Genomic DNA, 26220 nt, shown 5'->3' on the forward strand with positions numbered 1-26220 from the left:
TCTTATCTGTTTATATCCCTCTTCAGGAACGCTTGAAAAGTTGGTTCATGATGTTTACTTTTACTCCCGAGGGGCTTACAGGCGGATCCCCGTACTGCCGGCAGCCCTGTCAAGGAGACAAGTACATGATGAGACACAATATCGCAAGGATTCTGCCTGCCGTATTTTTACTTATAATCTTCAGCGGATGCGCAGGCCTTGCACCGGCCGGCAAAACGCCCTTGCCCCTGGACCCGAAAGTGCTGCAGGGAGAGCTGGACAACGGAATCCGGTATTTTATCCGCGAGAACCATGAACCGGAAAACAGGATATCCCTGCGCCTGTTTGTAAATGCCGGATCGGTACTGGAAGAAGACGACCAGCAGGGGCTTGCACATCTCCTTGAGCATATGGCCTTCAAGGGAAGTACCCACTTTGACGAGGGGGGACTGGAAGATTTTCTGGAAGGCCTGGGCATGCGTTTCGGCCCCGATCTGAACGCCTACACCAGTTTCGATGAAACCGTCTACCAGCTGGAACTGCCGGCGGATGATCCTGAAGTTATCGAGAAGGGCTTTCTTGTTCTGCAGGATTGGGCCGACGGAATCCGAATTGACCCGGAGGCCCTGAACAGGGAACGCCTTGTGGTTCGGGAGGAGTGGCGCCTGCGACAGGGAGCCCAGACCCGCATCAGGGATACCCAGATAAGCAGGCTGCTGGAAGGATCCCGCTATGCCGAACGCTTTCCCATCGGCAAGATGGATGTGGTCATGAACATCTCCGCTGAAGGGGTCAGGGATTTCTATCAGCGCTGGTACCATCCGGGACTAATGGGGATAGCAGTCGTGGGGGACATCAATGCAGGGGAGGCGGAAAGTCTTATCCGCGAGTACTTCTCCGGTCTTTCGGAAAGCGAAAACAGTTCCCGGCGTCCGAATATTCCGGTCCCCCTCTCCCAGGAGAACCAGGCCCTGGTGCTCTCGGACCCGGAACTCACGATTGGAAGGGTAGAACTTATGACCAAGCTGCCGCCCTCCCCCCTTGAAAGCGTCGAGGACTATCGGCAGGAGATCAGGGAAATCCTTTTCTGGAACATGCTGAACTCACGGCTTGATGAACGTACAAGGGAGGCACAGCCTCCCTTCATGCGGGCCGGGGGTTCGAGCTACTCCTATGTGCGCGAGGTGGACCTGAGCTATCTCACGGCACAGGGGAATCCGGAAAACATCCTCGTATCTCTGCAGGAACTCCTGAAGGAGCTGCGCCGGGTTGAACTCCACGGCTTTACCGAGCCTGAATTGAAGCGGGAAAGGTCCCGGGTCATGAAGGCTGTTGAAAACGCCTGGAAGGAGCAGGAAAACCGGGAGTCCTCGTCCATAATCCGGGAGATCGGGGAGTACTACCTCAAAGGTGTCGGCATGCCGGGCATCGATTTCGAATACGAGCTCTTCAAAAAGGAGCTGCCCCTGGTGAGCCTGGAAGAGGTCAACTCCCTCTTTTACCGTTTCTTTCCCGATAAGGGTCGTCTGATTACAGTCTCCCTGCCGGCGAGCGATTCCCTCCCCGGTGAAGAAGATGTGCTTGGTCTGCTTGAGCGCGTATCAGAACAGGACCTGCCGCCCTACCGGGAGGAGATAATCGGAGAATCTCTTATTACAGAGCTCCCCAAACCGGGAACAATCAGCAATACACACAGCCTTCCGGCGGTGGAAACCAGCATCCTGGAACTCTCCAATGGTATGACCCTGGCCCTGAAACCCACGGATTTTCAGCAGAACCGGGTGCTTCTTGCAGGATTCAGTCCCGGAGGAGAAAGCCTGGTGCCCACGGAAGAGCTTCCTGCCGCACGTACCGCCGTGACCATTCTTGAGGAAAGCGGACTGGGCACCTTCGACGCAACAGGACTTGAGAAGTTCCTGGCCGACAAGGATGCCTCGGTAAAAAGCTACATAGGCAGGTATCATGAAGGATTCACCGGGGAGGCCTCCACCGGAGATCTTGAATACCTGTTCCAGCTGATTCATCTGTACTTCAGTGCCCCCCGTTTTGACACATCCGCCTTTGATTCGGTGCGGGAGCGGCTTTCGACCTCCCTGGCCAACCGGGATAAATCCCCCCAGACCCTCTTCTCCGATACCCTGACCCGGCTGCTTTCCGGTGGCAGTCCACGACGGGAACCCTTTACCCTGGAAACCGTATCGAGGATGGACCTGGAAGCTTCGGAGCGTATATATCGCGAACGTTTCGCAGATCCCGGGGATTTTACCCTGATTTTTGTGGGAAACTTCGATCCCGAAACCCTGAAGGAATTTGCGAAAAAGTACCTTGCCTCTTTACCGGGTAAAGGTACCGCGGAAAGCTGGCGGGACAACGGAGTCCGGCCGGTGGAAGCTCCGGTTTACGAAACAGTCCGCAAAGGAATCGAGGAGAAGGCAACTGCAGCTCTGATGTTTACCCGTCCCATGACCTGGAGCCGGCAGGATGCCGCCCGGGCCGGGGCCGCTGCATCGATACTGGAAAACACCCTGCGGGAGCGAATCCGGGAGGAGCTGGGAGGCACCTACAGCATCTCGGCCTGGGCAAATCTTTACCGTCGTTCCTATGAACACGTGGAAGGAGGCGTCTACTTCGGTGCCGATCCCGGGCAGGTGGAAAACCTGAGCAGAGAGGTACTGAAAATCAGCCGGGAGATCGCTGAAACCGGTCCGGAAGAACAGTACGTGGAGAATGAAGTCGAAGCCTACCGGAGGGACTACGAGACCGGGATGAAAGAGAACAGCTTCTGGCTTAGGCATCTGGAACAGACCCTGCAGGACGGAGATGATCCTGAGGATCTCCTTACACCGGAGGAGTACGCGGAACTGGTCAGCAGCGAAGGGGTGAAAAATAAAATCAGCGAAATCTTCCGGGAGGAGAACCTGATTCAGGTGATTCTGTTACCGGAAAATTAGAAAATGGAAGGGGCCCTGTTTTCCAGATCCTCTTCCAGCTCATCCGGCAGGGAGGCGAAGAAGTCGTATCCCGTAAACTCTTCCACCCGGTCCACGGAGAAGAGGAAATCTTCGTACTCCCTGTCGGACAGCATCTCTCCGGTGTTGGGCATCAGAAAGCCCCAGGCTCTGATCCCCGGCTCCCGGTAATCGAGGACTACCTTGAAGTAGTACAGGGGAATAACCGATCCCCCACCGCCGAGCCTGGGATATTCATCCTCCGTGAGGACCGGTCCGGTAATAACAATAACAGCTCCTTCCGCCTTCGCCAGTTCCCGTATCGCCTCTTCCAGTTCCCGCCAGGGTCCGCGGTTGAGTTCCGGAATCTGCGGGGCCACATTGGACATAAGAAAGGAATCCGCCATGGCCGCCTCGGACCATTTGACATCCGCCGCGGGGATCATATGCCCCCTGTCGTATCCGGAACCCGTATATGAGCTTGAAACAGGGGAACTGTCCCCCAGATCATCATCTTTACTGAAATAGTCGAGGCGCTCCAGGTCACCGGCGAGCTCCTCTGCCGTCAGTTCGTAGCCCACCCATAGAGGGATCTGTCTTTCCCTGCTGTAGGCGAGGAGAAACCCTTCTTTTTCAATGATCTCAAAGACCATTTCCTCCAGCGACACCGGTACGGCCAGGGTTTCCGGATTTTCCAGATAATCACTGATACTCGAAGCCAGGGGCCTTTCCGCAACGGTCTTGACGGACTCCCCGACCATTTTGGTCGCCTCGCCGAGGGCTCCCCCCACCCGGTCGCCGATCAGAACAATCAGTTCCCCCGTCCCCGCCTGGGCGACAAAGGTAATCAGTAAAACCACGAGAACCAGACCTGCAAAAAGAATCAGCAGAGCCCGGTTGGCACTGTTTTTCGCCATTATTCCTTACCTATATCTTCCGCAGGGGGAGGAGAATAGTAATCTCCGTTCCCTTTCCCGGGGATGAGGTGATATCTATATCTCCGTGGTGGGCTTCCACAATGTTCTTGACTATAAGCATTCCCAGACCGGTTCCACCCTGCTTTGAGGACGAGTAGAAGGGCTCAAAAACGTGGGCCAGAACCTCAGGGCTCATCCCTTCACCGGTATCCCGTACGACAATACGCAGAGAATCCTGATATTCATCAAAGCGGACACTCAGCTCGCCTTCCCGGCCCAGGGCCTTTCGGGCATTTTCCGTAAGGTTTACCAGTACCCGGAAGATTCTGGCATGGTCGAAGATGGCTGTGGTCACTCCCTGGTGCTCAAATTTCAGCCGGACCTTTTTGGAGCCGACTCTCTTACGAACCAGGGCTTCAAGCTTTTCAAGAAAGGGGCCCAGTTCCACGGGAGAGAAGTCCAGACGAATCTCGCCCCGGGAGTAATCAAGAAACTCATTGGCAAGGCCTGCCAGCCGCTCGGATTCGCTCATAATGTTCTCGACATATTCCCGGTGCTTTTGTGGAAGCTCCTCGGAGCGTTTCAGGATCTCGGCATAGCCCTGAACAATGGATATGGGGTTACGGATATCGTGGAGAATCATGGAGGAGAATTTACCCAGGTTCGACAACCGCTCCTGCTGAATCAGCTGGTCCTGGGCTTCCTGCAGTTCCTTGAGGGCCTGTTCCAGCTTCAGGTTACGCTGTTTCAGATCTTCTAAAAGGGTATCGTTGCTGCGACGGACCATGGCGGAGAGAGAACGTATTACCGCAAGGGCGACTGCGGAGTTGTCGCGTATCAGCCGAAGGAATTCCTCCTCGTGAATCACAAGGGTCGTAACGGAGCTGCGGGCCTTGAGGGTCGCATATCTGGGCATGGCGTCCACCAGAGCCATCTCGCCGAAGGGTTTTCCCGGACCGTGCACAGTCAGGAGATCAGCATCCTGGGTCCCATAGCTTTTCCAGACCTCCACCTGCCCCTTCATCATGATAAAAAAGCGGTCCGCCGCATCTCCTTCCCTGAAAAGAATCTCCCCGGGAGCAAAGGACTCCTCCCGACAGTAACGGGCAAGCTCATCCAGATACTCGTTTTCCAGGTGGCTGAAAAAAGGAACGGTTTTAAGAAAACGGATATAATCCTGACTCATCCTTTACTCCCGGAAAAGTGGTATAAAGACAGTCTATCAGCAACAACAAACCGGGTAAAGCTCATATATGAGCACCCATAGATGGCGCTGGTTTTGCTGCAGCCAGGGCGGTGAACAGCAATTTTTTGCCCTCCAACGAGTTGACACGCTCATAATCTCCGTGATATTTTGAGGCTCACACCGGGCTGTAGCGCAGTGGTTTAGCGTACTTGACTGGGGGTCAAGGGGTCGGCGGTTCAAATCCGCCCAGCCCGAAAAAAAGAGCGATCGGAATCTCCGGTCGCTCTTTTTTTCGGGCTTCCGGCGGTCATTCTCGGGATTTTCCCTTCGGGAAAACCCTGCCATGACCTTGGGCTTGCGAATTGCACAGCAATTCGCTGGGCCCAGCCCTCTGGATCACTCTTCTGCAGAAAATCCGGGACTTCTTTTTCGGGCTTCTTAGCGTACTTTCGGCAGAATCCTATCGGGTTTTTGCTTTTTGTGACCACCCATAAAATCCTCCCCGAAATCCTTCACTGATAAACCAGATTTTTGAGGAAGACATAATTCAGGAAGACTTTTCCATTTTTCCAGGGCCGGGAAAAATAGACCGTAAGAGTACGATTACTTTTTCTGTTTATACAGAAGGTTTATTCACATGGTACAAGTGCTCATAAATCAAGCTTTTATCAACAAAGGGTGTAAATACTCCAGATAGCAATCAAAACATTCTAACGCCCAATAGATCAGATCATATCATCAACTTCTATTCTAAACCGGAAAAAAGTTTTAGCACGGTAGCCGAAGGATAATTTGATAGAGAGGCGATGCCATTGACCAATTCAATGGGGACTAGAGCGCTTTCATGTCGATAACTGAGTATTTTGGGGATTGTCGCCATAATCCTATCTACTCCGATGAGATCTTCTCGTCTGTTTGGTTTGTTCTCATTATCAAGGTACTGACCAGTCGGTATATTGAGTACAAATAGATGATGAGGGCTCTGCTTGAGAAGTACCTTTTCACCATAGTTAGTTCTAAATCCATAGGGATACTTGGGATCACGCTTCCGTTGAACCTCTGAATGTATAAACTTATGAGTAAGAGGAGAAAACCTTGAAGGTGCGCCCTTTTCTAATGGCTCAACAAGATGCGCATAGCCTTTAAAGAAGTCAACGAATTTACCAGTTTTCTCCTGACCACATAGATGAATAGTCACTCCAATACTTTTTGCTTTTGAGATAAAATTGCGTAGATTCGGTACAAGCTTTGAGTATTGTCCTCGGAGTGTTAACGGACCATCCTTTAGAAACAGAGTTTCTTTTAATACATGATGGTTTTTTTGCCAAAGGTATCTGATAGCTGTAAATAACATCATAGTTTCATGAATCATCATATATGCAGAAGCGAGGGTTTCAGATGCAGAATCTTCTGACATTTCCATATGAAGACCTATGATATCAGTCAAAAAGATTACAGATTGACATTCAGGGCATTCTATCTGATCAGTATCATATTTCATTCCAGGTAATTCTGCATAACACTCGGGACACTCAAATGCTGGGGAGTTACTCTTTGTACCTTCCTCCCATTTCTGATAGACCACCCATTTGAGGGTTTTATATGGCTCGCCATCTAATTGGGGATCCCTAAAGGAGTCGTATATGAGCTTGCGCATCCCATACAACCAATCAGTGCCGTGAATCCGTATATTCTTAACAGGAAAGACAGTTGCATGATGCTGAGCACTCTCAGACATCAGTTTTCTTAATTGGTTTGGATGAGGATAATCGGGATCGATTTGTTCGATTTTAGTCGGATCTATCCTCATTAATGCTGTTTTAACAAATGACACTTCCCGTTTAGGATTACCTGAAGATGCAAGGTGCTGCAATGACCCATCTGAAGCGAAGATGTATTTTAAAGGTCGCGCAAATTTATCAACCTCGAACCAATCGATATCGGGTGATGTAATACTCGACGCATCTGGGTGCTCAAACTGTTCAACCACTTGATTGACAAACTCACTGTTCAAAACATCTAGATGCCCAAGTTTCGAAGCAGATTCGCCACTTAATCTCTGTCCTGCTTGATATGGCACTTTTTCCTCCTATTCAAACTTATATGCTTGAATCGGAACTACAAAGCGATGGCTAAAGGTGAGCATCCGCATGTATCCAGGAGTTTTTGAGCGCATAATCTCGCTTCCAAGCCCTTCATATGCAATCTGTACTCTCTCAAGCGACCGTACCTCGTCTTGTGACGATAGATGACCAACAAAGAAATTTTCGGTCTGAGCTAGTAATTCCTGTGATATGGTCGATGGCGATTGTGTAGAATACACCATTCCTATGTGAAACTTAGCACCTTCCTTTGCAAAGCGAGAATATACATCCGTAAATTCCTTGTTGTCTCGAGGAAAGAGATTATGCGCTTCCTCAAAATACAGTTGAACGAAATGCTCCGATAGGTTATTTGAGATAAACTTCTTCTCTTGGTTATTGAACACAGCTCGAGATAGCATATCGGAGAAATAGCGTCGCACTTCATCGGTTGCATTTCCTAAATCCAGGATTACAGTTTGACCAGCGTCGATTAAATCCAAAATTTCTTTTTGGAAATCACCGGCGGACATAGAATGATAGATTATGAATGGACGAAGAATAACGGTTCCGGAACGACCTTGCTTTGGAAAAAGGAACTCAAGCATAGCAACATCATCAATATCGAAGTAATCTTTTCCTCCAGACGATTTTAATTCTTTATCACCTGGGTTCTCCTTCCGAAAGCTATCAATTACTCTAAGTTCGTTAAGTAACTCACTGAGGTTTTTAGGAGTATTGGGTACCTCTTGATCTGCATTACTATAGGCCTTTTCGCGCAATGTCTTTTTAAAGTGCGGATCATACCCAAATGGGGCCTCACCTACTTTTCCGCCCAAACGTGACAGACGTGATTCATCAGCTTTGAATCCGGCACTATGCAAAATTGCCCAATATATCTGTATTTTCCGTATCGAACGTCTTTTTGGGCTTTGCTCCATATGTGGGATATCTTCAACATTAGGCAACTCGACGCTCATGAAGCTCTTTATATAGTCAGAAGTCTTATTTGCCTGAGTCAGAAAAGACTTTAGAATCGAAAGACCAGAATCAGGCTGTTCATAAAAATTAAGCTTTAACTGCTTTGCATAATCAGCCCCCTCTCGAGGATTCAACGCATAAACCTGACAACGTTCCGAGTACTTACTTCTAATTGAAATATTCCCATCCTGCGGATTATCATTGGCATATTCACCGTTTATATCAAATATGAGCTGTCCGACATCACGTTTCTCATCGGTAGCTTTAATCACGGCTTCTGCCAACAACTTAACAACATTTGATTTACCTAACCGAGTCTTACCAAACATCGCCGTTCGAAAACCTTGAAAATCTCTGACTGATATTTGGGCACTAACGTTGTGAGGACTAACATTGGCAAATGGAAGTCGGCACTCAGTCATTCTCAAATCACCAATACTTATCTGACGTTCTTTTCTAACGGTCCCATTTACAATAAGGTCCAACAACTTTTGATCCGGAGAATAGATGCGGTATCGATGAGCACTAACGACCGTGTTAACATCTCCTGAAAAAGCCAGCTCCTCGGAATTTTCAATATCTGGATAAAACATACCGAGTACAGTAGTGTTAAGAGCTCCCCATTGGAGTTCCGACTGGGTCCATCGGTCAATTTCGGGCATAGATTTCTTATGTAGCTCAAAATAGGTTTGTTGTACTTGTTGGCTTAAAGGCGTCGGGGCCACATCTTCCACTCGCAGAAGTGTGAAATGGGGAGGTATTCCATCAAGTTTATCGGGTAGCATTACCAAGAATGATCCTTTTGGAAGTCCGCCGACCGCTCGTTTATACGGATCTGAAGTGATTATCCTTGCAGTATCGTATGACATCTCCATAGCATAACCGACAAATCGCATCTCATTGTAATGCTCAGACTCTTCAGCCTTCTTCTCAGTTTCCAAGAAATCATAGACCATTCTGAGAGGATTTTCTTGAAATTCCGCCTTCTGAATAAAGTTAAGCATTATAATTTATCCTCCAAAGCAAGATTGTGTATAATGACTTCTTCATAACGGCCTCGATGATTAGACTTAGCTGCTATAGTACTTGGTCGAGTTACAGTCTCGATACTAAAAAATGAACTATAGAGGTCGACAACTTGAGGATGATTCGCATTTGTGGCAACAACAACTGCCCCTCGCTTAGCAGCACTAATCAGTGCTATTGAGAGTCGAACTTGATCCTCCCAGGAAAAAAGCACCTCGTTATATTTTAAAAAGCCATTATTATTGTGACTGACAGTATACGGAGGATCAGCAAAGATGAAGTCCCCCTTCCCTGCTTTATGGATAGGCTCTTCAAAATCGCAAACTTTTAGTTCAGCATTAGCTAAGAGTTCTGCCCACAAGACAAAATCATCACTAGGAAGAACCACCGCAGTCTTAGTTCCCATCGGAACATTGAACCTACCCTGACGGTTAACTCGATAGATTCCATTAAAGCAGGTTCGATTCAGATAAAGCATGCGAACAGCTTTATCCATTTTTGCTCCTGGGCTCTGCCCTCGATACTGATAATAGAAAAGTCTAGAGTGTTGGCTATGTAAAACCTCAAGGCGCTTTTGTAGTTCATGGGGATGTTGGCGTATCTGAAAATATAGATTAATCAGCTCTTCATTCGTATCACTAAGTAAAGCCCTCTTCGGTTCAACCGCCGCGAATGCTGCTCCCCCCCCAAGAAAGGGCTCGATATATTTTCCAGAGAAACGGTATCTGAAAAACTCAGGATGGGATTGAATTAGCCAACGTTTACCACCGGCCCATTTAAGAAAAGGTTGTAATTGTTTTTTTTGTGAAGAGACAATCTTATTCAAACACTGATCCTCATTATCTCGGCTCTGTTTCTTTAACTGGACTCATCTTATAGCGCTTATCATTAATCCTCGCAGAGGTAAATGAGTATTCTATTTTCATCTGAACAATTGGATCAGAGAGCATGTTATCACTATTCACTTCGACTATGAGAAAAGCCCCATCTTTCTTATGAATAGAGAAGTCAGAATAATAACTTCTTAGATCATGCCTCTCAGGAACTATATAGCTTATCTTGAAATTAGATTGTCTAATAATCAGCATCCTGGTATACCTCACTTTTTCAACATCAGCGTGGCTAAAGTGATGTTTTGAAGTATTAGTCCAGCACTGGCTATGAGTCGAAGCATTATTACTCCATATGACAACTTTACTTTTTTGCTGCTGAATATTCTGGTTCACATTTTTCTTCCCTACCCCTATCTTTCCATGTACAATAAAAAGCCAGAGCTCGGAGTGGTAAGACATTCTAAGTTTTGTCTGATACTTACTACAGACCTTGAATCCAGAATCAGTTTTCACCTAATTTAAACCATTATAATATGTACTCATAATCAGATTACCACATATTTGGAGTAAATGTAATTAACTTTTTAACCTCTAAAAAAGACTATCATTCTTCACACCCATCCAAGAATCTCCTCCAAGACCTGCCAGCAATACATTCCCTTGGACTCGTTTGCCATAACCATCTTTTAAATTATATTAAAAACGCTATGGTCACATTCATGAAAAATTGGTATTACCAAATCTTCAGCTTAATAGCCTTATATCTACAGTAATCATAACCAAAAATGTTAATGATTTGACCAAGATTTTCAGGAACTGCCGGGTTAGTATTCGTCATATTTCACTTTATAATATTAACTCATGGCATTACAGGTACCTTCTGGGAACACCAAAAAAACTTGGGAACTTAACTGAGGCTAAAGGGCTTCCGGCGCTTGTTCTCGGTGCCCGCTCTCGCGGTCACCTGCCACAAGCTTGGGCTTGCAAACCGCTTCGCGGTTCGCTGGGCCCAGCACTCCAAACCACACTTCATCAAAAAGAATAGGGCTTTTTATCGGGCTTCCGGCGATTATTCGCTGCGCTCCTTGTCCAATGCCTTCTGCATGAGCACTGCGCCCAGGATCAGTATGCCTTTGATCAGGTCATTTACAAAGGCCGGGACACTGAAGGCGGAGAGGATCGCGTCGATGGCATAGAGAATCACGGCGCCGAAGAAGCTGCCCTGAATATGGCCCCTGCCGCCGGACATGGCGATTCCCCCGATGGCCACGGCGGCGATTACATCCAGCTCGAACATCTTTCCGGCGGTGGATACATCCACGGATCCGAAGCGGGTTATGTAGAGGAACCCGGCAATACCGGTAAGGACTCCCGTCAGGGTGAATATGGCGACTTTTACCAACCGTACATTGATTCCCGTCAGCCGGGCGGCCCGCTCATTGGATCCCACGGCATATACGTACCGTCCGAATTTCGTCTTGGTCATCAGGAACCAGACAGCTATACTTACCAGGATAAACAATATGACCAGATACGGTACCGGCCCGAGTTTTCCGTAACCGATGGGACGGAGCAGCTTGAAGTAGGCATCGTTATCCACTATCAGCGGTCCTCCGTGGCCGAACTGGATCGTAATGGACCGGTATCCCACAAGGGTGGCCAGGGTTACGATAAAAGCGGCGACCCTCGCGACACCTATAAAAAATCCGTTGAAAAGGCCAAGAACAAATCCCATGAAAACGGCAGCAATCAGGGAAAGAAAAATACTGGTGGTGGAATTAAAAACGACAACCCCGATGGATGCCGACAGGGCAAGCATCGACCCGACGGAGAGGTCAATATTACCGGAAAGGATCACCATGGACATCCCCAGAGCGATTATTCCGATAAAGACCGAGGACTTCAGAAGGTTCATCAGGCTTGCCACCGTCAGAAACTGGTCACTGGCGATACGTCCGATTATAAGCAGCAGAATAAGGGACAATATGTAGTTGTGATCGATCAGGAGTTTTTTGAAAAAGGCGATCAGTTTTTCCTTTACCCCTGCACTCTCAGTCGCCTGAATAATTCCGGTTCCTCCGGTTGTGCCGTCTTTCTTACTGTTCATAGCTCAGCTTACCTTCTTGTTTGATCCTGTTGCGTAATACATGATGTCAATCTCGTTTATCTCGTCCCGGGAGAACTCTTTATTGACTTCACCCTTGTACATGACCAGGCAGCGGTCGGCGATGCGGTGTATTTCGGGATACTCGGAGCTGAAAACGATCACGCTCTTGCCATCCTCCGCCAGTCGTGTAATGAGCTGGTATATCTCGAACTTGGCCCCCACATCGATTCCCTGGGTGGGGTTGTCCAGGATATAGACCTCCGAATCCAGGCCGAACCAGCGGGAGAATACAACCTTCTGCTGGTTTCCTCCGCTCAAGGAGGTTATGGGATGATCGGGGTCCGCGGCCTTGATATTGGTAATGCGCCTGTTCTCTTCAAAACGCCTGCGCTCTTCCCGGTCGCTGATGCAGAAACCTTTCTTTTTACTGGTAAAATAGGCCATGGAAAGATTGTCTTTTATTGAAAGGTCCTTCAGTATTGAGCGTTCCTTCCGGTTGCGGGGCACCATGGAGACACCTGATTTGATGACCTTCAATATGGGGGCGGACTGGATTTCCTTTCCCTTCAATCTGATCGTTCCGGAGCTCACCTTCCGTGCACCGAAGAGGCACTCGCTCAGTTCTCCCCGGCCGTCACCGAAGAGACCGGTTATGGCCAGGATCTCTCCTTTTTTCAGGGAAAAATTCACATTGCGGAAGTGATCATTGCAGCCGAGATCCTCGACCTCCAGGACAACAGTATCCTCCTGAACGGTGTTGGACTTTTCGACAACCTCATGAACCAGGCTGCGTCCAACCAGCATTTCTGTAGCCTGCTGCTCATCAATGTCTGCGATATTCCCGGTAGCGACAAATTTTCCGTCCCGCAGTACTGTATAGCGGTCACAGATTGCAAAGATTTCGGGCATTTTATGGGAGATGTAGATGCAGCTTATACCGTGATCTTTAAGGCCCCGCATTATCTCGAAGAGGTTCTCTATCTCCTCGTTGGTAAGGGCGGTGGTCGGTTCATCCATGATGATCAGCCGGCACTCGAAAAGAAGCGCCCGGGCTATCTCCACAAGCTGCTTGCGGGAGGTATCCAGATCACGCACATAGTCCTGGGGGTTAATGTCCAGTTTCATTGTGTGCAGAATTTTCCGGGACCGTTTTATCATCTCCCGCTTGTTCAGAAGGACTCCGCCGTGCAGGAGTTCGTTATGGAGAAACAGGTTCTCGTACACCTGCAGGTCATTGACCAGGTTCAGCTCCTGGTGAATAAAGCGTATGCCTAAATGAGAGGCCCGTATCGGGGTCAGGTGAGAATGGTCCTCCCCGTCAATCAGAATGCTCCCGGAATCCTGCCGCAGGATTCCTCCCAGCACATTCATCAGGGTTGATTTGCCTGCGCCGTTTTCTCCCAGAAGCCCGTGGATCTCGGAATCCCCCACGGCAAGGGAGACATCCTGAACCGCCTTGACGGCATCGAAACTCTTGTAAATCTTCTTCATCTCCAGATGCATGGAACGTCCCTTAATCGCAAAGCAGAATTGTAGGGCCGGCAGACTGCCTGCCGGCCTTTATTCAGATTTTTTTATTAATAGAATGAATAGCGAAGGCTGTATACAGGTCCCTTCATGAATTCCTTGTAATTACTGTTGTCCACCATTTCTGTGGGAACAAGGTGCATGCCGGAAACGTCCTTCCCTTCCAGAACATCGATTCCCAGCTCGATGGCGTCTACGACCATGGCAGGAGAGAAGGAGAAGGTTACAATGTCGATCCCCTGGGCTTTGTAGTGATCATATACCGCCAGCAGTTCCCGGGGGGCACTTACGGCAGATACCAGTTTGATGTTGAGATCGGCATTTCCGTCGTAGCCTTCCAGGGCTGCAAGAAGACCAAAGGCCACATCCGCATCATGGTTGAATATAGCCTGGATGCTCTCTACCTCTTCCCGGGTACTGGAATTCAGGAAGGTTTCAAGCTGCGTCTGAGCGGTGTCCTTGCTCCAGTTGGTTACGTAATCGTTGACCCGGACAAAGTTGGGGTCCGCGGTCTTCCAGAATCCATCAGAACGCTGCTTGGGAACACTGGAGTTGTCTCCCTTGAATTCCAGGATATTGACCTTGCCCTGTGCAAGCTCATCCTTGAAGTACTCGTTGAAGTAGCGGCCGGAATCCTCACCGATGGTAAAATTGTCTCCCATGAGTTCGGCGGTCTCATCAAAATCGCTGATCAGCCGGTCGTAAATAATGAGGGGAATACCTTCATCAACAATCGTCTGGGCAGCTGCCTTGAGCTCATCACCGTTATGGGGCCACAGTACGACTACGTCAACGCCCTGGGCGACAACGGTATCGATCTGGTTGGCCTGCTCTACAACGTCATCGGAAACCAGGAAAATATGATTGAAACCCTTGGCTTCGGCCAGTTCTTTGGTGGCATGTTCGGCATGCTTGATGCTCTCTCCCAGGAATCCGTGGTCGGCACTGGGCATTATTACCGCCAGGGTTTTTGCCCCGTCGTCCTTCTGTCCCCCGGCATAGATTACCGAGATGCCGGCCATGGCGAAAACCAACATGAACACAATCAGCTTCTTCACTCTTTGCTCCTTTTAGAATTCCCATGGAATTCTTATTGTATTTTTTCAGCCCCTCTCAGGCTGTAAGATCCCGTATTTCAACAAGCGGCAGCTTCTTTGCAGACGGCACGGTTAATGCAGTCTGGCCCGGGTAGCTGTAGCCGGTTCCGGAGGCAAGGGGCCAGATCATCGGCCTTATAAAAGAGAGGCAGGCAGAAAAACCCTGCTCTATGGCGCCGTCGTTTTCCGTGCCCTTTGAGTTCAGTCCCTCGTTCTCTATGGAGAAGACCCCTTCAAAATTATTCTGCATCAGGTAGTCTATAAAGCTTCGCCAGTCCATGGAGTCAGAGCCGCCGAAACCAGGGACCATGGGTTCATAGGAAAAGCGGTCCCACTCGTTCAGAGGAAGCGGAACTCCGGCGGCGTCTGCCAATTCCTTTGCAACCAGCTGCTTTCCGAAAACGTTGCCCCAGTGAATGGACGCAGCATCCTTTTTCATACGAGTCGCTTTCAGATGCACCGATTTTATTCTCCCCATATCGCTGTGCCTGAGCACATCCACGGGGTCCACGAACTGCCAGACATCGTGGCTGGGATCGTAGGTCTCGCCGTGGGCCCTGGACGGGATAAGCTCGTACATCAGCTTTCTTGCCGCCAGGGTGGAAGGCAGGTTGTTCATGGTGCTCGTGAATCCTGCGGAGCACCAGCCTTCCATGGGGCAGTTTTCGTAGACCACTGTTACCCCCAGGTCTTCGGCATAGCTGATAACAGGGGCAAAAATGCGCCGGTACTCCCGCAGGTTCTTCTCGAAGGACCCCTCCTCGAGGTCCCATTCGTGGTTGTATCCGACGAAGGTCCCGACGGTAATTCCGTTTTCGTCTCCCCCCAGAAGGGCAGCCATCCTGATCAGCTTGAGCAGGTGGTTCTGGTTTTTTATCCTCTCCGCTTCATCTCCGCCGATCAGGTTTTCGAAGGCCCCGATGGAGAAGCGGAGTCCCTTTTCGTTAAAGGAGTCTACAATCTGTTTCGCCCTCCCGGAATCGAAATTCTCGTAATCCAGGTGGGTTGCCACGTGGTCGACCCTGGTTCCGTCCCGCCGGAAAACACAGAGTTCCAGCCCCTGGACTCCGATTCTCACAGCCCTCTGCATAAGCTCTTCCAGAGACAGCTTGGGATACGCGGAGCTCATGATCCATACCGGATTGTTCATACACCCACCTCCATCCATTCACCTGTTTCGGCGCTCTTGATTATCGCTTCGCACAGGAGCATCTCGGCGAGTCCGTCCTGCAGGGTGGGATAATCAGACGCTCCGCCTTCCACACTGCGTCCCAGCACATCAGAATAAAAATCCCGGAGAATAAACTTCAGGGTGTCCCCGTAGCCCTCCTGGTGCCCTCCGGGGTAGGCTGACATTGAAGCTGCCCTGGAATGTAGAAGACCCGGGTCCTTCATCAGTATCTCGTTAGCCTGGTCCCGGTGACCGATTTTTATCCTGTTGGGGGCTTCGGAGTTCCAGGAGTAGGATACGTCCCGCCCCATCTGCCGGTATTCCATAAAGTTTTTGTAGCCTGCGCTTACCTGGCTCACCGTCAGGTTGCCCAGAACGCCTCCTTCAAAGGAGAGGAGGATCTGAGCGTGATCCTCTGTGTCCACCGGATAGCTTGTATAGTCCGAGGGCTTCTTTTCCCCTCCCCGATCGAAGGTGTGGTCCCTGCCTCCCGCAGATTTCCTGCGGGTTTCGAACATGCGTCCGAACTGGGCCAGCACTTTCTCTATCTTGAGGCCCGTAACATACTGGGCCAGATCCATCCAGTGGGTGCCGATATCTGCAACCGCCCGGGTTTTTCCGCTGAGCTTCGATTCCATGCGCCAGCTGTAATCGGTCTCGTGGAGCAGCCAGTCCTGCAGATAGGACCCCTGGAGGGCAAAGATCCGCCCGTCAGGGCTCTTCGAGTTTCGGCTTTTTATCTCCTGGATCATCGGGTAGTAACGAAGATTGTAGTTTACCGCGGCCTTCAGGTTCTTTGCTTCCGCAAGCCGGAGCAGATCCCGGGCCTCTGCCGAGGTCATGGCCAGGGGTTTTTCACACAGCACATGCTTGCCGTTTTCGAGGCAGTCTTTGGCCATGGGATAGTGCAGATAGTTCGGGGTACAGATGTGAACCAGATCGACATCCTCCCGGGCAATGACATCCCTGTAATCCCCGGAGTAAAAGGGAACATTCAGCCTGGCCGCAGCTTCTCCGGCAGCCTCTTCAGAACTCCCCGCAATGGCCGTCAGTTCCGCAAGGCCAGGATTTCTTCGTACAGCCTCAGCATGAACCGGACCGATAAAGCCGGTACCAATAACAGCAACCCGTAATCTTTCCATTTAAGTGCATTCCTCGTCGTTATCTTTACCGATTCTACACCTCATTGTCTTATATGTCAACTTTTATGTTTTATTATAGTACTTACTTGTTTGGTTATAGATTGTTGATTTTTTTCAGGGGAAGGAATATGATTCAGACACAGATGAATCATAAAGAGCTGATAACGCCCAACACTACAGCCCAGATATACAATATTATCCGCAGCAACGGCGAAATAAACAGAATGGACATAACGCGGCTCAGCGGGGTCTCAAAGTCCACAATATCACTCCAGATAAACAAGCTTATCAAGCTCGGCCTGATAGAAGAAAAGACTCCCCCCGACAGCAGCCAGCGCAAGTTGAAGCTGCAGATCCGGGGAGACCTCGGGTTCGTAGCAGGGGTGTTCCTGGGCATCACCAAGCTCAGCATCATCATCTTCAACCTGGACCTGAGAATCGAGTGCGAAAAGGTCCACTACTTTGATTCCATAAGCGATCCGGAAGAATGCAACCGACAGATCATTCAGCAGCTGAAAGATCTCTGCAGGGACAATGGAATCGAGCGACTCTGGGGAATCGGCATAGGCTTTCCCTTTCCCGTCAATTTCCGGGACGGAAAGCCCGACTCTCCGCCGAATGTTCCGCTGTGGCACGATTATCCCCTGCGACGCATCTACGAAAAGGAGTTCGGCTGTCCCGTCCTGATCGATAACGACGTAAACGTCATGGCCCTGGGAGAAGGACATAAAGGCTGCACCACCGAAGAATCGGATTTTCTCTTTGTAAAAGTGGGTACGGGAATAGGAGCCGGCCTGATTGTGGACGGCAAGATATACCGGGGGGCCAAGGGCTGCGCCGGAGACATAGGACACATCGAGGTGGACGGCAGTAATGTCCGCTGCCACTGCGGAAACAAGGGCTGCCTCGAGGCGGTGGCCGGAGGAAAAGCCCTGGCAGCCAGAGCCACGGAAATCGCCGCAAAGAACGAGAGTCCCTACCTGAAGGAGCTGCTGACACGGAATCAGCAACTCAGTGCGATGGATATAAACAACGGCGCCATTGCCGGAGACCTCTCCTGCATTCAGCTGATAAAAGAAGCCGGGACGGTTATTGGAAGTGTCCTGGCCAAGCTGGTCAGTTTTTTCAACCCCTCCTCCATTGTGATCGGCGGCGGATTATCGGCCTTCGGAAACCTTTTTGTCGGCGCAATGCGGGAAGCCGTAATCCGGCGCTCCCTCCACCTTGCAACCTTTGAACTGAATGTGTGCATTTCCGAACTGAAGGACAAATCCGGCCCCACCGGGGCGGGGACCCTCATAATTGATCATATCTTCTCGTCCCAGGAGTTTACCAGTACCATAAAAAGAAACCTCAGGGCTGGATAAAAATGCAGGAAGGTATTCTCCGATTCTTCAGCAGGATATCCACTCCCGGACTCGACGCCCTCGCCGAGGGAATCACCATGCTGGGGGAGCAGTACCTTTTTATCGCGGTTATAACCCTTGTCTTCTGGAACATCTCCAAAAAGGCGGGACTGCTTCTCGCCTTCAGCTACCTGACATCCGCCCTGGTCAACGTCGGGGTAAAGGTTCTGGTACGGGCTCCGAGACCCTTCGAGATCCTTGCGGACATCGAGGGTAAACGGGTGCATACGGCCACGGGATACTCCTTTCCAAGCGGCCACACCCAGGGGGCAGCCGGATTCCTGACTGCCGCGGCCCTGCTGCTGCGCAGGTTCTGGTTCAGCTGTTTCGCATTTATGCTTATGCTCCTCATAGCCCTGAGCAGGGTGTACCTGGGCGTCCACTGGCCGCTTGATGTTATCGCCGGGCTTCTTCTCGGTGTACTGAGCGCCTGGGGAACATTCCGCCTTCTGGAACCCATGCTGAACGATCCCCCCAGACTGCAGTCTATCCTTCTCCGGGGAATTTCACTTATCGTCACACTCACCCTTGCCCTCTTCGTCCTGGAGAAAACAGGAAGCCTGGATCCCGTAAAGATACGGGATTTTTACAAGCTCTCCGGCACGGCCGCGGGGGCCATGGCGGGCTGCATTCTGGAAATGCGGCTGATTAATTTCAAAACGGAGGCCAGCGCTATACGGAAGACACTGCGTTACCTCCTGGGGCTCGCTGTCGCTTTACTGCTCCTCGCAGGCCTCAAAACGATACTCCCCGACGACAACTGTTTCGCCTTTCTGCGATACCTTGCAGTATCCCTGTGGCTGATCTTCCTGTTCCCCTGGGCGGGGGTAAAGGCAGGGCTTTTTTATTCAGCGCTTTTGGAGAAAGATCCATGAAAGAAGAGGACGTACAGAACAGAATAGAATCCCTGTTCAGGAATCAGGTACGGAACGACGGGAGAGTAAAAAACGCATATCTGCTGGTAGACTCGGATAAACTGAACATTCACCTGAATGCCGCAGCAGGAACAACGGATGGATCAAAAGCACATATCGGGCAGCCCAACCACCTTGCCAGCGTGGGAAAACTCTTCACCGCCGCACTGATCGGTATTCTCCACGAGAGGGGTCAGCTTGATTATGATGATCCTGTCGGCAGATATCTCGATGCCGATCTGATGAGGAGCCTGCATGTCTTCAAAGGCAAGGATTATTCGGACCAGATTACGATCAGGCATCTCCTGATGCAGACCTCCGGCCTGAATGACGTGTTCTATCATCTCTGGAAAAAGAAAATGGAAAACCCCGATTTCAGAATCAGCCCGCGGGGGGCGATAATCTGGGGCAAGGAGAATTTACAGCCGAAAGCCGTACCCGGCGGAAGGCATTTTTACACCGACACAAACTATTTTCTGCTGGGATTAATTATCGAGAGTATAACGAAAAAAGGATTTCATGAGGTCATGCATGAACTGATTTTCAAGCCCCTGGACATGGAGCATGCGTGGCTTTACGGACTGTCAGAACCTGAAACGGCCTCCGATTATCCCACGGCACGACTGTATATCAAAGGGCACGATCTGCTTTCCATTGAAGGTATTCATGAAATCGATTATGCAGGAGGCAGCGTGATCGCCCCCTTAAAAGATTTTCTCAGCTTCATGAAGGCTCTGGTCGGTCACCGGATCGTGAAAAAGGAAACCCTGGACAGAATGATCGAGGATGATATTCCCATGGGATTTCCGATTCTGGGATTCAACTACGGGTATTCCATCTGGAAAACAGGGACAATCCCCCTGATCCTGCCCAGGGAATATTATTGCTGGGGCTGTGTCGGCGTAACCGGTGCATTCATGTTCTATCACCCGGGGACCGAGTCCTTCATCATCGGAACCTTCAATGACTTTTCCTGGCGCGGAAAAGCCCTGAGGTTTATGGCCGGAAAGGTGATAAAGGAACTGCTGCAGTACCAGGAGAAAAAAGGCATCAAGACATCATATTCTTGACATCAGAACATTATCAATGTAAATTCTGTCCATGAGAACAACTTTGACAATAGAGGACGATGTGGCCGCAATGATACGAAGGATACAAAGGCGGGATCAGAAACCCTTCAAGGTTGTGGTTAATGATCTGCTGCGCAAAGGCCTGGTGGAAAGCAGTCAGCAGGCTGAGGAACATCGGCACTATTCCACCCCGGAATTGAGCTCCGGTCCCTGCCGTTTTGCAGACCTTGATAACATTTCAGAAATTCTCGCAGTAGCAGAGCGTGAGGATTACTCTTGATTCTGATTGATGCAGATTTGCTGATTTATGCGAGCATGAAGTCCAGCTCCAGTCATGCCGGTGCCAAAGAGTGGTTGGACGGAAAGCTCAACGGAAACGCTCCGGTGGGGATCCCCTGGGAAAGTATGCTTGCATTTCTCCGAAGCGTCACCAATCCACGGATATTCTCTCCTCCGGTTTCCCCGGAGGAAGCCTGGAAGGTAATCAGGTACTGGACCTCCTGCAAACCCGTATGGATTCCTCAAGCGACGGAAAATCACCTTTCCATTCTGGAAAATATTTATCGCAGCATTAAACCAGCCGCGAATCTGGTTCCTGACGCCCATCTGGCCGCCCTGTCGATGGAACACGGTCTTACGCTCTGTTCCACCGACGGTGACTTTGCAAGATTTCCGAAGCTGTCCTGGGTAAACCCGCTGGCATAATTCTTCCCGAAGGCTTTACGCGAAATTCCTGCGACGTTCCCACACACCGAGATAGAACAACCCGAGCGCTGCCAGAGCCGCGGCGGAGCTTACCATTATCCAGACCGACGGTATGCCTGAGAGGTCGGCGATCCGGCCTCCGACGGGCGGCGAAATGCTGAATCCGAGACCGGTTACCAGGGGAAGCACGGCATTGAAACGGCCCCGATGGCTCATGGGGGTATGGTTTGAAACATAGACACGTTCGTTGGTGACGTTGAGAACCTCACCGGTGGTCCAGATAAGAGTGGACATAAAAAAGACCCAGGGAGAGCGGGCGAAGGCCAGTATTCCAAAACCAAAGGCAAAGAGGAGCCCCGCAACAGCCACATTGAAGATGGGGGCAAAACGCTTCATCAGAGCTACTATAGGCGTCGTCAGGATAATGACGAGAACGGCGTTCATGGTCATCAGAAAACCGAAGAGCCTGGCGCCGTCGTCACCGAACAGTTCACCCGCCTGCATTGGAAGGGCGAAGCGATGCTGAGCGTAGGCGAAACCGTAAAAAGTAATCAGAAACGAAAAGACCAGCAGCCTGGGCCGGGAAAGAAGCGCCCGAAAGAGTCCTCCGTCAAGGGCTTTTTCCGTGGAGTCTGAAAGCATGCTCAGCTCCAGCTCTTCCCGGGACGGAAGGGTCTCGGGAATAAACACGCCAACCAGGACCAGGGCGGCACAGGCGGCGCAGGCGTTTCCCCAGAAGAGCCAGGAGGGGGCTGCAGCAAACAGGAAGCCTGCGATGAGCTGCCCGATTCCAAAGCCGAGGTTATGGCCCATGTAGATCAGGCTGAAAGCCGTCTGTCTGTTCTCCGGCCTGGTTACATCCATGCTCATGGCCTGTCTCGCCGGGTCGGTTATACCGTCGAAAAACACGGAGGCAATTACGAAACCCGCTATCATGTAGGGGTCGGAAAGAAAGCCGCAGGGAACAAACATGAGGGCGCTCAGGAACTGGGATATCATCATGACGCGCTTGCGGCCAAAGAGGTCTGTCATTTTACCGCCGATGAGATTACCCGGAACATAGGCTATGGTAGTCAGAAAGAGGATGTCCCCCGTCTCCTTCGGTGAGAGTCCGAAACGCCGGGTGAGAATCAGGGCGAGGAAGGGAAAGACAAAAATACCGGTGCCGTTCACCACTGTGGCGGTAAAAAGGGCATAGACGCTGGCAGGCAGATCCCTATAGGGGGTGGCGGCCCTCGACAGAATATTTTTTTTAAATTCGGGAACTGGTTTCATGATTACAGGACTGTACCCGGTATGGGGTGCTTTGTTCCAGAAGTTCCATGCTGTTATGAACAGGTATTTCCGGTTTTTTACAGGTCCGGACATCTTAAAACAGCTGGACCCCCTGTTTTCCCCAGGTGATGGTACCCTGCATCTGCCTTGCCTTCCCCTTCCGTTTTCGGGTAGCCTTTGGGCATGACAGATCCCGGGCCGGTTCACCCGGCACATACGCGCGGAAACAAGGGATACCCCCGGTGAACCTTGTACTCTCCCTGCGGGGGGACGGTCGGCTTGAACTGCGTCCCTCGAGGGTGTTCCGTGTTCTCCTCGGAATAATCGCAGCCGTTCTCGGAACAGCCATCGCCTTTTCAGCGGCCGCGGGGGAAAATACGGCTCTGATGCCCCTTCTTCTGATGGCCGCATCCCTGCTGGCATCGCTCTACGAGGAACGCTGGATATTCTCAGCGGACGGTGGAATCGAGAGCCGTCATGGGCTGCTGTTTCTCAAGGCTGTGCGCATCTACCCGTCTGAAGAGGTGGAGAAATTTACCCTCTCCTCCTTTACCAAGGGAAAACTGAGAGGCACCGACCCGCAGGCCCCTTCCTTTCTGCCAAGCTACCTTGTACTCGCCGTAGAAACTCGCGGGGACGGAGACCGGACGATAGAGATTCTCAGATACGCAAAAAAGGAGAGGCTCGAAACCAGAGCGGCGAAGATCGCCGGATTCTGTTCCAAGCCTCTCCTGAACAGGATCGGATAGCCTGACTACTTCAGTCCTTTTGTATCCTGGTACAGGTAGCAGGCAACCTCGTGGGCGCTGTCGGTTTCCAGAAGCTCAGGAATATTCCCCTTACAGACATCCATCCTCTTCGGGCAGCGGTCGTAGAAATAGCAGCCGTGGCGCTCCCTGTCGGGGGAAGGAACATCTCCGGTCAGAATGATTCGTCTGCGCTGCCGCTCAACCTTCGGGTCCGGGATCGGCGCTGCAGAAAGCAGAGCCTGGGTATAGGGGTGCCGTGGATTCCTGTAGAGCTCCGTCGCCTCGGCGATCTCGACGATTTTTCCCAGGTACATTACCGCGACCCGGGTGCTGATATACTCGATGACCGCCAGATCATGGGCAATAAAGAGATAGGTAAGCCCAAGATCCTTCTGCAGCTCCACCAGCAGATTCAGGATCTGCGACTGGATGGAGACATCCAGGGCACTGACCGGTTCGTCCAGAAGAATCAGCTTCGGATTCAGAGCCAGGGCACGGGCGATCCCGATGCGCTGCCGCTGACCGCCGGAAAACTCGTGGGGGTACCGGTTCTTGTAGAACTTCGATAAACCGACCCGCTCCATCAGCTCCTCTACTCTTCGTTCAATTTCGTTCTGGGAGAGCCGGAGGATCTTCTGTCGTGTGTAGATCTGCAGAGGCTCCGCGATGATGCTGCGAACGGTCATACGGGGATTGAGGGAAGCGTAGGGATCCTGGAAGACCATCTGCATATCCCCCCGGGCCTTCAGAAGTTCCCTGGGGCTCAGTTCGGGCAGGTTTCGTCCCTGAAAGAAAACCTTTCCCGCTGTCGGGGGGTAGAGTTGTGCTATGGCCCGGGCGGTCGTACTCTTGCCGCAGCCCGATTCACCTACCAGCCCGAGGGTCTCCCCCCTGTTAATGGACAGCGAGACGCCGTCCACCGCACGGATATGTCCGACTGTCTTTTTGAGGAGTATTCCCTCTTCGATGGGGAAATGGAGCTTCAGGTCCCTGGTTTCCAGGAGAGTCGCATTGCTCACAGCGTCACCTCCTTTGCATCATAAAGCCAGCAGTTGACGCTGCGGCCGCCCTCGAATTCAGTGGCTGCAGGGTACCGGCTGCGGCAGATCTCCATTGCATGTTCGCAGCGGGGATGAAAAGGACAGCAATCCGGCAGATCTATCAGGTTGGGGGGCTGCCCCTTGATGGAGTAGAGCTTCTCGTGTTTTTTCTGGTCAATCCGCGGTACGGACTTTATGAGCCCCCGGGTATAGGGGTGTTTCGGCTCTTCGAAGAGCTCGTCGGCATTCGCTTTCTCCACGATGCGCCCCGCATACATGACACAGATATTATCACACATTCCCGCCACCACTCCGAGGTCGTGGGTAATCAGAATCTGGGCGGTCCCAAGCTCGGCAGAGAGTTCCTGCATCAGCTCCAGGATCTGGGCCTGGATGGTGACGTCCAGGGCGGTGGTCGGCTCATCCGCAATCAGGATTTTCGGATTGCAGCTCAGAGCCATGGCGATCATAACCCGCTGCCGCATACCGCCGGAAAACTGGTGCGGGTAGTTGTCCACCCGCTTTTCGGCATTCGGAATACCGACCTTCTTCAGCATCTCGATCGCCTTTTCGCGGGCGGCGGGTTTACTGAGACCCTGGTGAAGAACTATGGTTTCGATCAGCTGGGTCGAAATCCTTAAAAAAGGGTTGAGGCTCGTCATGGGGTCCTGGAAGATCATGGAGATCCGGTTGCCCCGTATATCCCGCAGATTCTCCTTCTTCAGTTTAAGGATGTCCCTGCCGTCAAAGAGTACTTCCCCGGCGACAATCTTTCCCGGAGGGGAAGGTATCAGGCGCATGATCGACAGATTGGTCACCGATTTGCCCGATCCGGATTCACCGACGATTCCGAGGGTTTCTCCTCTGTGCAGGGTAAAGGAGACCCCGTCAACGGCCTTTACGATACCATCATCGGTTCTGAACTGGGTCCGGAGATTCTTTACCTCAAGTATAATATCTGTGTGTTCCACATGCTGCTCCTTAGCTTTCATCATCAGTCAGCCCCGCTAGAGCTTGTTCTTGCTCTGAGGATCAAAGGCATCGCGCAGTCCGTCTCCGAGAAAATTCATTGCGAAGAGGAAGAGCGTCATCGCCGCGGCGGGAAAAAAGAGCCGCCAGGGGTAGATCGTCATGCCGTCCACACCTTCCTTTACCAGGGACCCCCACGAGGCGTAGGGTGCGGATACACCTAACCCCAGATAGGAGAGAAAGGACTCCATCATGATGAAGGTGGGAATCCGCAGGGTAGCGAACACGATAATGATGCCGAGGGTATTGGGAATGAGATGTCTGAGGATCACCCTCCAGGTACCCGCCCCCATCGATCGGGCGGCCTCGACGAACTCCGAGTTCTTCAGGGTAATAATCTGACCGCGTACCACCCGGGCAACGGTCAGCCAGCTTACCACCGAAAGGGCGAGAAACAGATTGAGAATGTTACGCCCGAATATCGCCATGAAAATAATGACCAGCAGCATATATGGAAGTCCGTACATTACATCCACGAAGCGCATGATCATGTAGTCGGTCTTGCCTCCCACGTACCCTGCCAGGGAGCCGAGGAGGATGCCGATAATAAAGGATGTAAAGGTGCCGATAAAGCCGATGGCGATGGATACCTGCCCGCCGTAGATAATCCTGGCCAGCATATCCCTGCCATGGTAATCGGTACCGAGAAGGTAGCGCCGTTCATGTACCTTGACGGTCTTGCCCCGATACTCCATCGTTTCAGTGGCAATCCTGTGCCTGATCTCATCCAGACGTGCCTTGTCTTCCTCGTTGAGTTCCCGTCCTTCCTTCTCTGCCACCCTTTGCATGGCCTTCAGCTCCTTCTCGTACCAGAGTTCGCCGGCGGTCTTCGTCAATGAAGGCGGCAGGTCCTGATGGTCCGAGATGATCTTCTTGTAGGAGTAGATGGGGAGAATCGGCGCTGTAATCGAAAGAATGGTGTAGACAATCACCATCACCAGGCCCGCCATGGCCATGTGGTTCTTTTTGAGCCGGTTCCAGGCATCCCGGGAGAGGCTGTTGCCCTTCTCGATCTGGTTCAGCCCGTTTACCGGGAG

Annotated in this window: 22 protein-coding genes and 1 tRNA gene; 8 read left to right on the top strand and 15 right to left on the bottom strand. The window is 51.2% G+C overall.

The window, feature by feature from the left end; genetic code table 11:
• The first annotated feature begins 125 nt into the window (after nt 1-125).
• Nucleotides 126-2930, top strand: a complete 2805-nt coding sequence (locus tag B4O97_RS01680) for a M16 family metallopeptidase (RefSeq protein WP_158084097.1) — start codon at nt 126-128, stop codon at nt 2928-2930.
• Here the strand turns inward: B4O97_RS01680 and B4O97_RS01685 are convergent.
• Nucleotides 2927-3844 (bottom strand): DNA/RNA non-specific endonuclease, encoded by a 918-nt coding sequence (locus tag B4O97_RS01685; RefSeq protein WP_083047692.1) that lies wholly within the window; start codon nt 3842-3844, stop codon nt 2927-2929. The genes B4O97_RS01680 and B4O97_RS01685 overlap by 4 nt on opposite strands.
• 10 nt (nt 3845-3854) lie before the next feature.
• Nucleotides 3855-5030, bottom strand: coding sequence for an ATP-binding protein (locus B4O97_RS01690; RefSeq protein WP_083047694.1), 1176 nt, complete (start codon nt 5028-5030; stop codon nt 3855-3857).
• 181 nt (nt 5031-5211) lie between these two features.
• Here B4O97_RS01690 and B4O97_RS01695 point away from each other — a divergent pair.
• A tRNA-Pro gene (locus tag B4O97_RS01695) sits at nt 5212-5285 on the top strand.
• 490 nt (nt 5286-5775) lie between these two features.
• Here B4O97_RS01695 and B4O97_RS01705 read toward each other — a convergent pair.
• From B4O97_RS01705 to B4O97_RS01745, 9 genes are all read right to left on the bottom strand, one after another.
• Nucleotides 5776-7110: a hypothetical protein gene (locus B4O97_RS01705; protein ID WP_083047698.1), complete on the bottom strand. Its 1335-nt coding sequence runs from the start codon at nt 7108-7110 to the stop codon at nt 5776-5778.
• 9 nt (nt 7111-7119) lie between these two features.
• Nucleotides 7120-9096, bottom strand: coding sequence for an ATP-binding protein (locus B4O97_RS01710; RefSeq protein WP_083047700.1), 1977 nt, complete (start codon nt 9094-9096; stop codon nt 7120-7122).
• Nucleotides 9096-9944, bottom strand: a complete 849-nt coding sequence (locus tag B4O97_RS01715) for a DNA adenine methylase (protein WP_198946997.1) — start codon at nt 9942-9944, stop codon at nt 9096-9098. The genes B4O97_RS01710 and B4O97_RS01715 overlap by 1 nt, the downstream gene beginning before the upstream one ends.
• Nucleotides 9945-9957: 13 nt before the next feature.
• A complete protein-coding gene (locus tag B4O97_RS01720; protein ID WP_083047702.1) occupies nt 9958-10464 on the bottom strand; it encodes a hypothetical protein in 507 nt (168 codons plus the stop codon).
• 556 nt (nt 10465-11020) lie between these two features.
• The gene (locus tag B4O97_RS01725; protein WP_083047704.1) at nt 11021-12058 is read right to left on the bottom strand and encodes an ABC transporter permease; all 1038 of its coding nucleotides are present in this window, start codon (nt 12056-12058) and stop codon (nt 11021-11023) included.
• 3 nt (nt 12059-12061) lie between these two features.
• Nucleotides 12062-13549, bottom strand: coding sequence for a sugar ABC transporter ATP-binding protein (locus tag B4O97_RS01730; RefSeq protein ID WP_233142876.1), 1488 nt, complete (start codon nt 13547-13549; stop codon nt 12062-12064).
• Nucleotides 13550-13635: 86 nt separating this feature from the next.
• Nucleotides 13636-14643: a substrate-binding domain-containing protein gene (locus B4O97_RS01735; RefSeq protein WP_083047708.1), complete on the bottom strand. Its 1008-nt coding sequence runs from the start codon at nt 14641-14643 to the stop codon at nt 13636-13638.
• A gap of 55 nt (nt 14644-14698) precedes the next feature.
• Nucleotides 14699-15832 (bottom strand): sugar phosphate isomerase/epimerase family protein, encoded by a 1134-nt coding sequence (locus tag B4O97_RS01740; protein ID WP_083047710.1) that lies wholly within the window; start codon nt 15830-15832, stop codon nt 14699-14701.
• Complete coding sequence (locus B4O97_RS01745) at nt 15829-16995, bottom strand: Gfo/Idh/MocA family protein (RefSeq protein ID WP_083047712.1); 1167 nt, start codon at nt 16993-16995, stop codon at nt 15829-15831. Before B4O97_RS01745 ends, B4O97_RS01740 begins: the two co-directional genes overlap by 4 nt.
• Nucleotides 16996-17123: 128 nt before the next feature.
• Here B4O97_RS01745 and B4O97_RS01750 point away from each other — a divergent pair, with 128 nt between their 5' ends.
• From B4O97_RS01750 to B4O97_RS01770, 5 genes are read left to right on the top strand one after another with little or no spacing between them, the layout of a single operon-like run.
• Nucleotides 17124-18362 (top strand): ROK family transcriptional regulator, encoded by a 1239-nt coding sequence (locus tag B4O97_RS01750; protein WP_158084098.1) that lies wholly within the window; start codon nt 17124-17126, stop codon nt 18360-18362.
• Between the two features lie 2 nt (nt 18363-18364).
• Nucleotides 18365-19276 carry a phosphatase PAP2 family protein gene (locus B4O97_RS01755; RefSeq protein WP_083047716.1) on the top strand — a complete coding sequence of 304 codons (912 nt, stop codon included), beginning with the start codon at nt 18365-18367 and terminating at the stop codon, nt 19274-19276.
• Nucleotides 19273-20385: a serine hydrolase domain-containing protein gene (locus tag B4O97_RS01760; protein WP_083047718.1), complete on the top strand. Its 1113-nt coding sequence runs from the start codon at nt 19273-19275 to the stop codon at nt 20383-20385. The genes B4O97_RS01755 and B4O97_RS01760 overlap by 4 nt, the downstream gene beginning before the upstream one ends.
• A 31-nt stretch (nt 20386-20416) precedes the next feature.
• Nucleotides 20417-20665, top strand: coding sequence for a DUF2191 domain-containing protein (locus B4O97_RS01765; RefSeq protein WP_143305481.1), 249 nt, complete (start codon nt 20417-20419; stop codon nt 20663-20665).
• Nucleotides 20662-21090: a TA system VapC family ribonuclease toxin gene (locus B4O97_RS01770; protein WP_083047722.1), complete on the top strand. Its 429-nt coding sequence runs from the start codon at nt 20662-20664 to the stop codon at nt 21088-21090. Before B4O97_RS01765 ends, B4O97_RS01770 begins: the two co-directional genes overlap by 4 nt.
• Nucleotides 21091-21105: 15 nt before the next feature.
• Here the strand turns inward: B4O97_RS01770 and B4O97_RS01775 are convergent, their stop codons facing one another.
• Complete coding sequence (locus tag B4O97_RS01775) at nt 21106-22365, bottom strand: MDR family MFS transporter (RefSeq protein ID WP_158084099.1); 1260 nt, start codon at nt 22363-22365, stop codon at nt 21106-21108.
• 242 nt (nt 22366-22607) lie between these two features.
• Here B4O97_RS01775 and B4O97_RS01780 point away from each other — a divergent pair, with 242 nt between their 5' ends.
• Nucleotides 22608-23114, top strand: coding sequence for a hypothetical protein (locus B4O97_RS01780; protein WP_158084100.1), 507 nt, complete (start codon nt 22608-22610; stop codon nt 23112-23114).
• A gap of 5 nt (nt 23115-23119) precedes the next feature.
• On the opposite strand, the gene B4O97_RS01785 is transcribed toward B4O97_RS01780, so the two are convergent.
• The 3 genes from B4O97_RS01785 to B4O97_RS01795 are packed head-to-tail and all read right to left on the bottom strand — an operon-like array spanning nt 23120 to nt 26205.
• A complete protein-coding gene (locus B4O97_RS01785; RefSeq protein WP_083047728.1) occupies nt 23120-24133 on the bottom strand; it encodes an ABC transporter ATP-binding protein in 1014 nt (337 codons plus the stop codon).
• Nucleotides 24130-25146, bottom strand: a complete 1017-nt coding sequence (locus B4O97_RS01790) for an ABC transporter ATP-binding protein (RefSeq protein ID WP_083048172.1) — start codon at nt 25144-25146, stop codon at nt 24130-24132. The genes B4O97_RS01785 and B4O97_RS01790 overlap by 4 nt, the downstream gene beginning before the upstream one ends.
• A gap of 15 nt (nt 25147-25161) precedes the next feature.
• Nucleotides 25162-26205 (bottom strand): ABC transporter permease, encoded by a 1044-nt coding sequence (locus tag B4O97_RS01795; protein WP_408606618.1) that lies wholly within the window; start codon nt 26203-26205, stop codon nt 25162-25164.
• Nucleotides 26206-26220: the final 15 nt, after the last annotated feature.

The organism is Marispirochaeta aestuarii (genome assembly GCF_002087085.1).
In the GTDB taxonomy this organism is placed as follows: domain Bacteria; phylum Spirochaetota; class Spirochaetia; order JC444; family Marispirochaetaceae; genus Marispirochaeta; species Marispirochaeta aestuarii.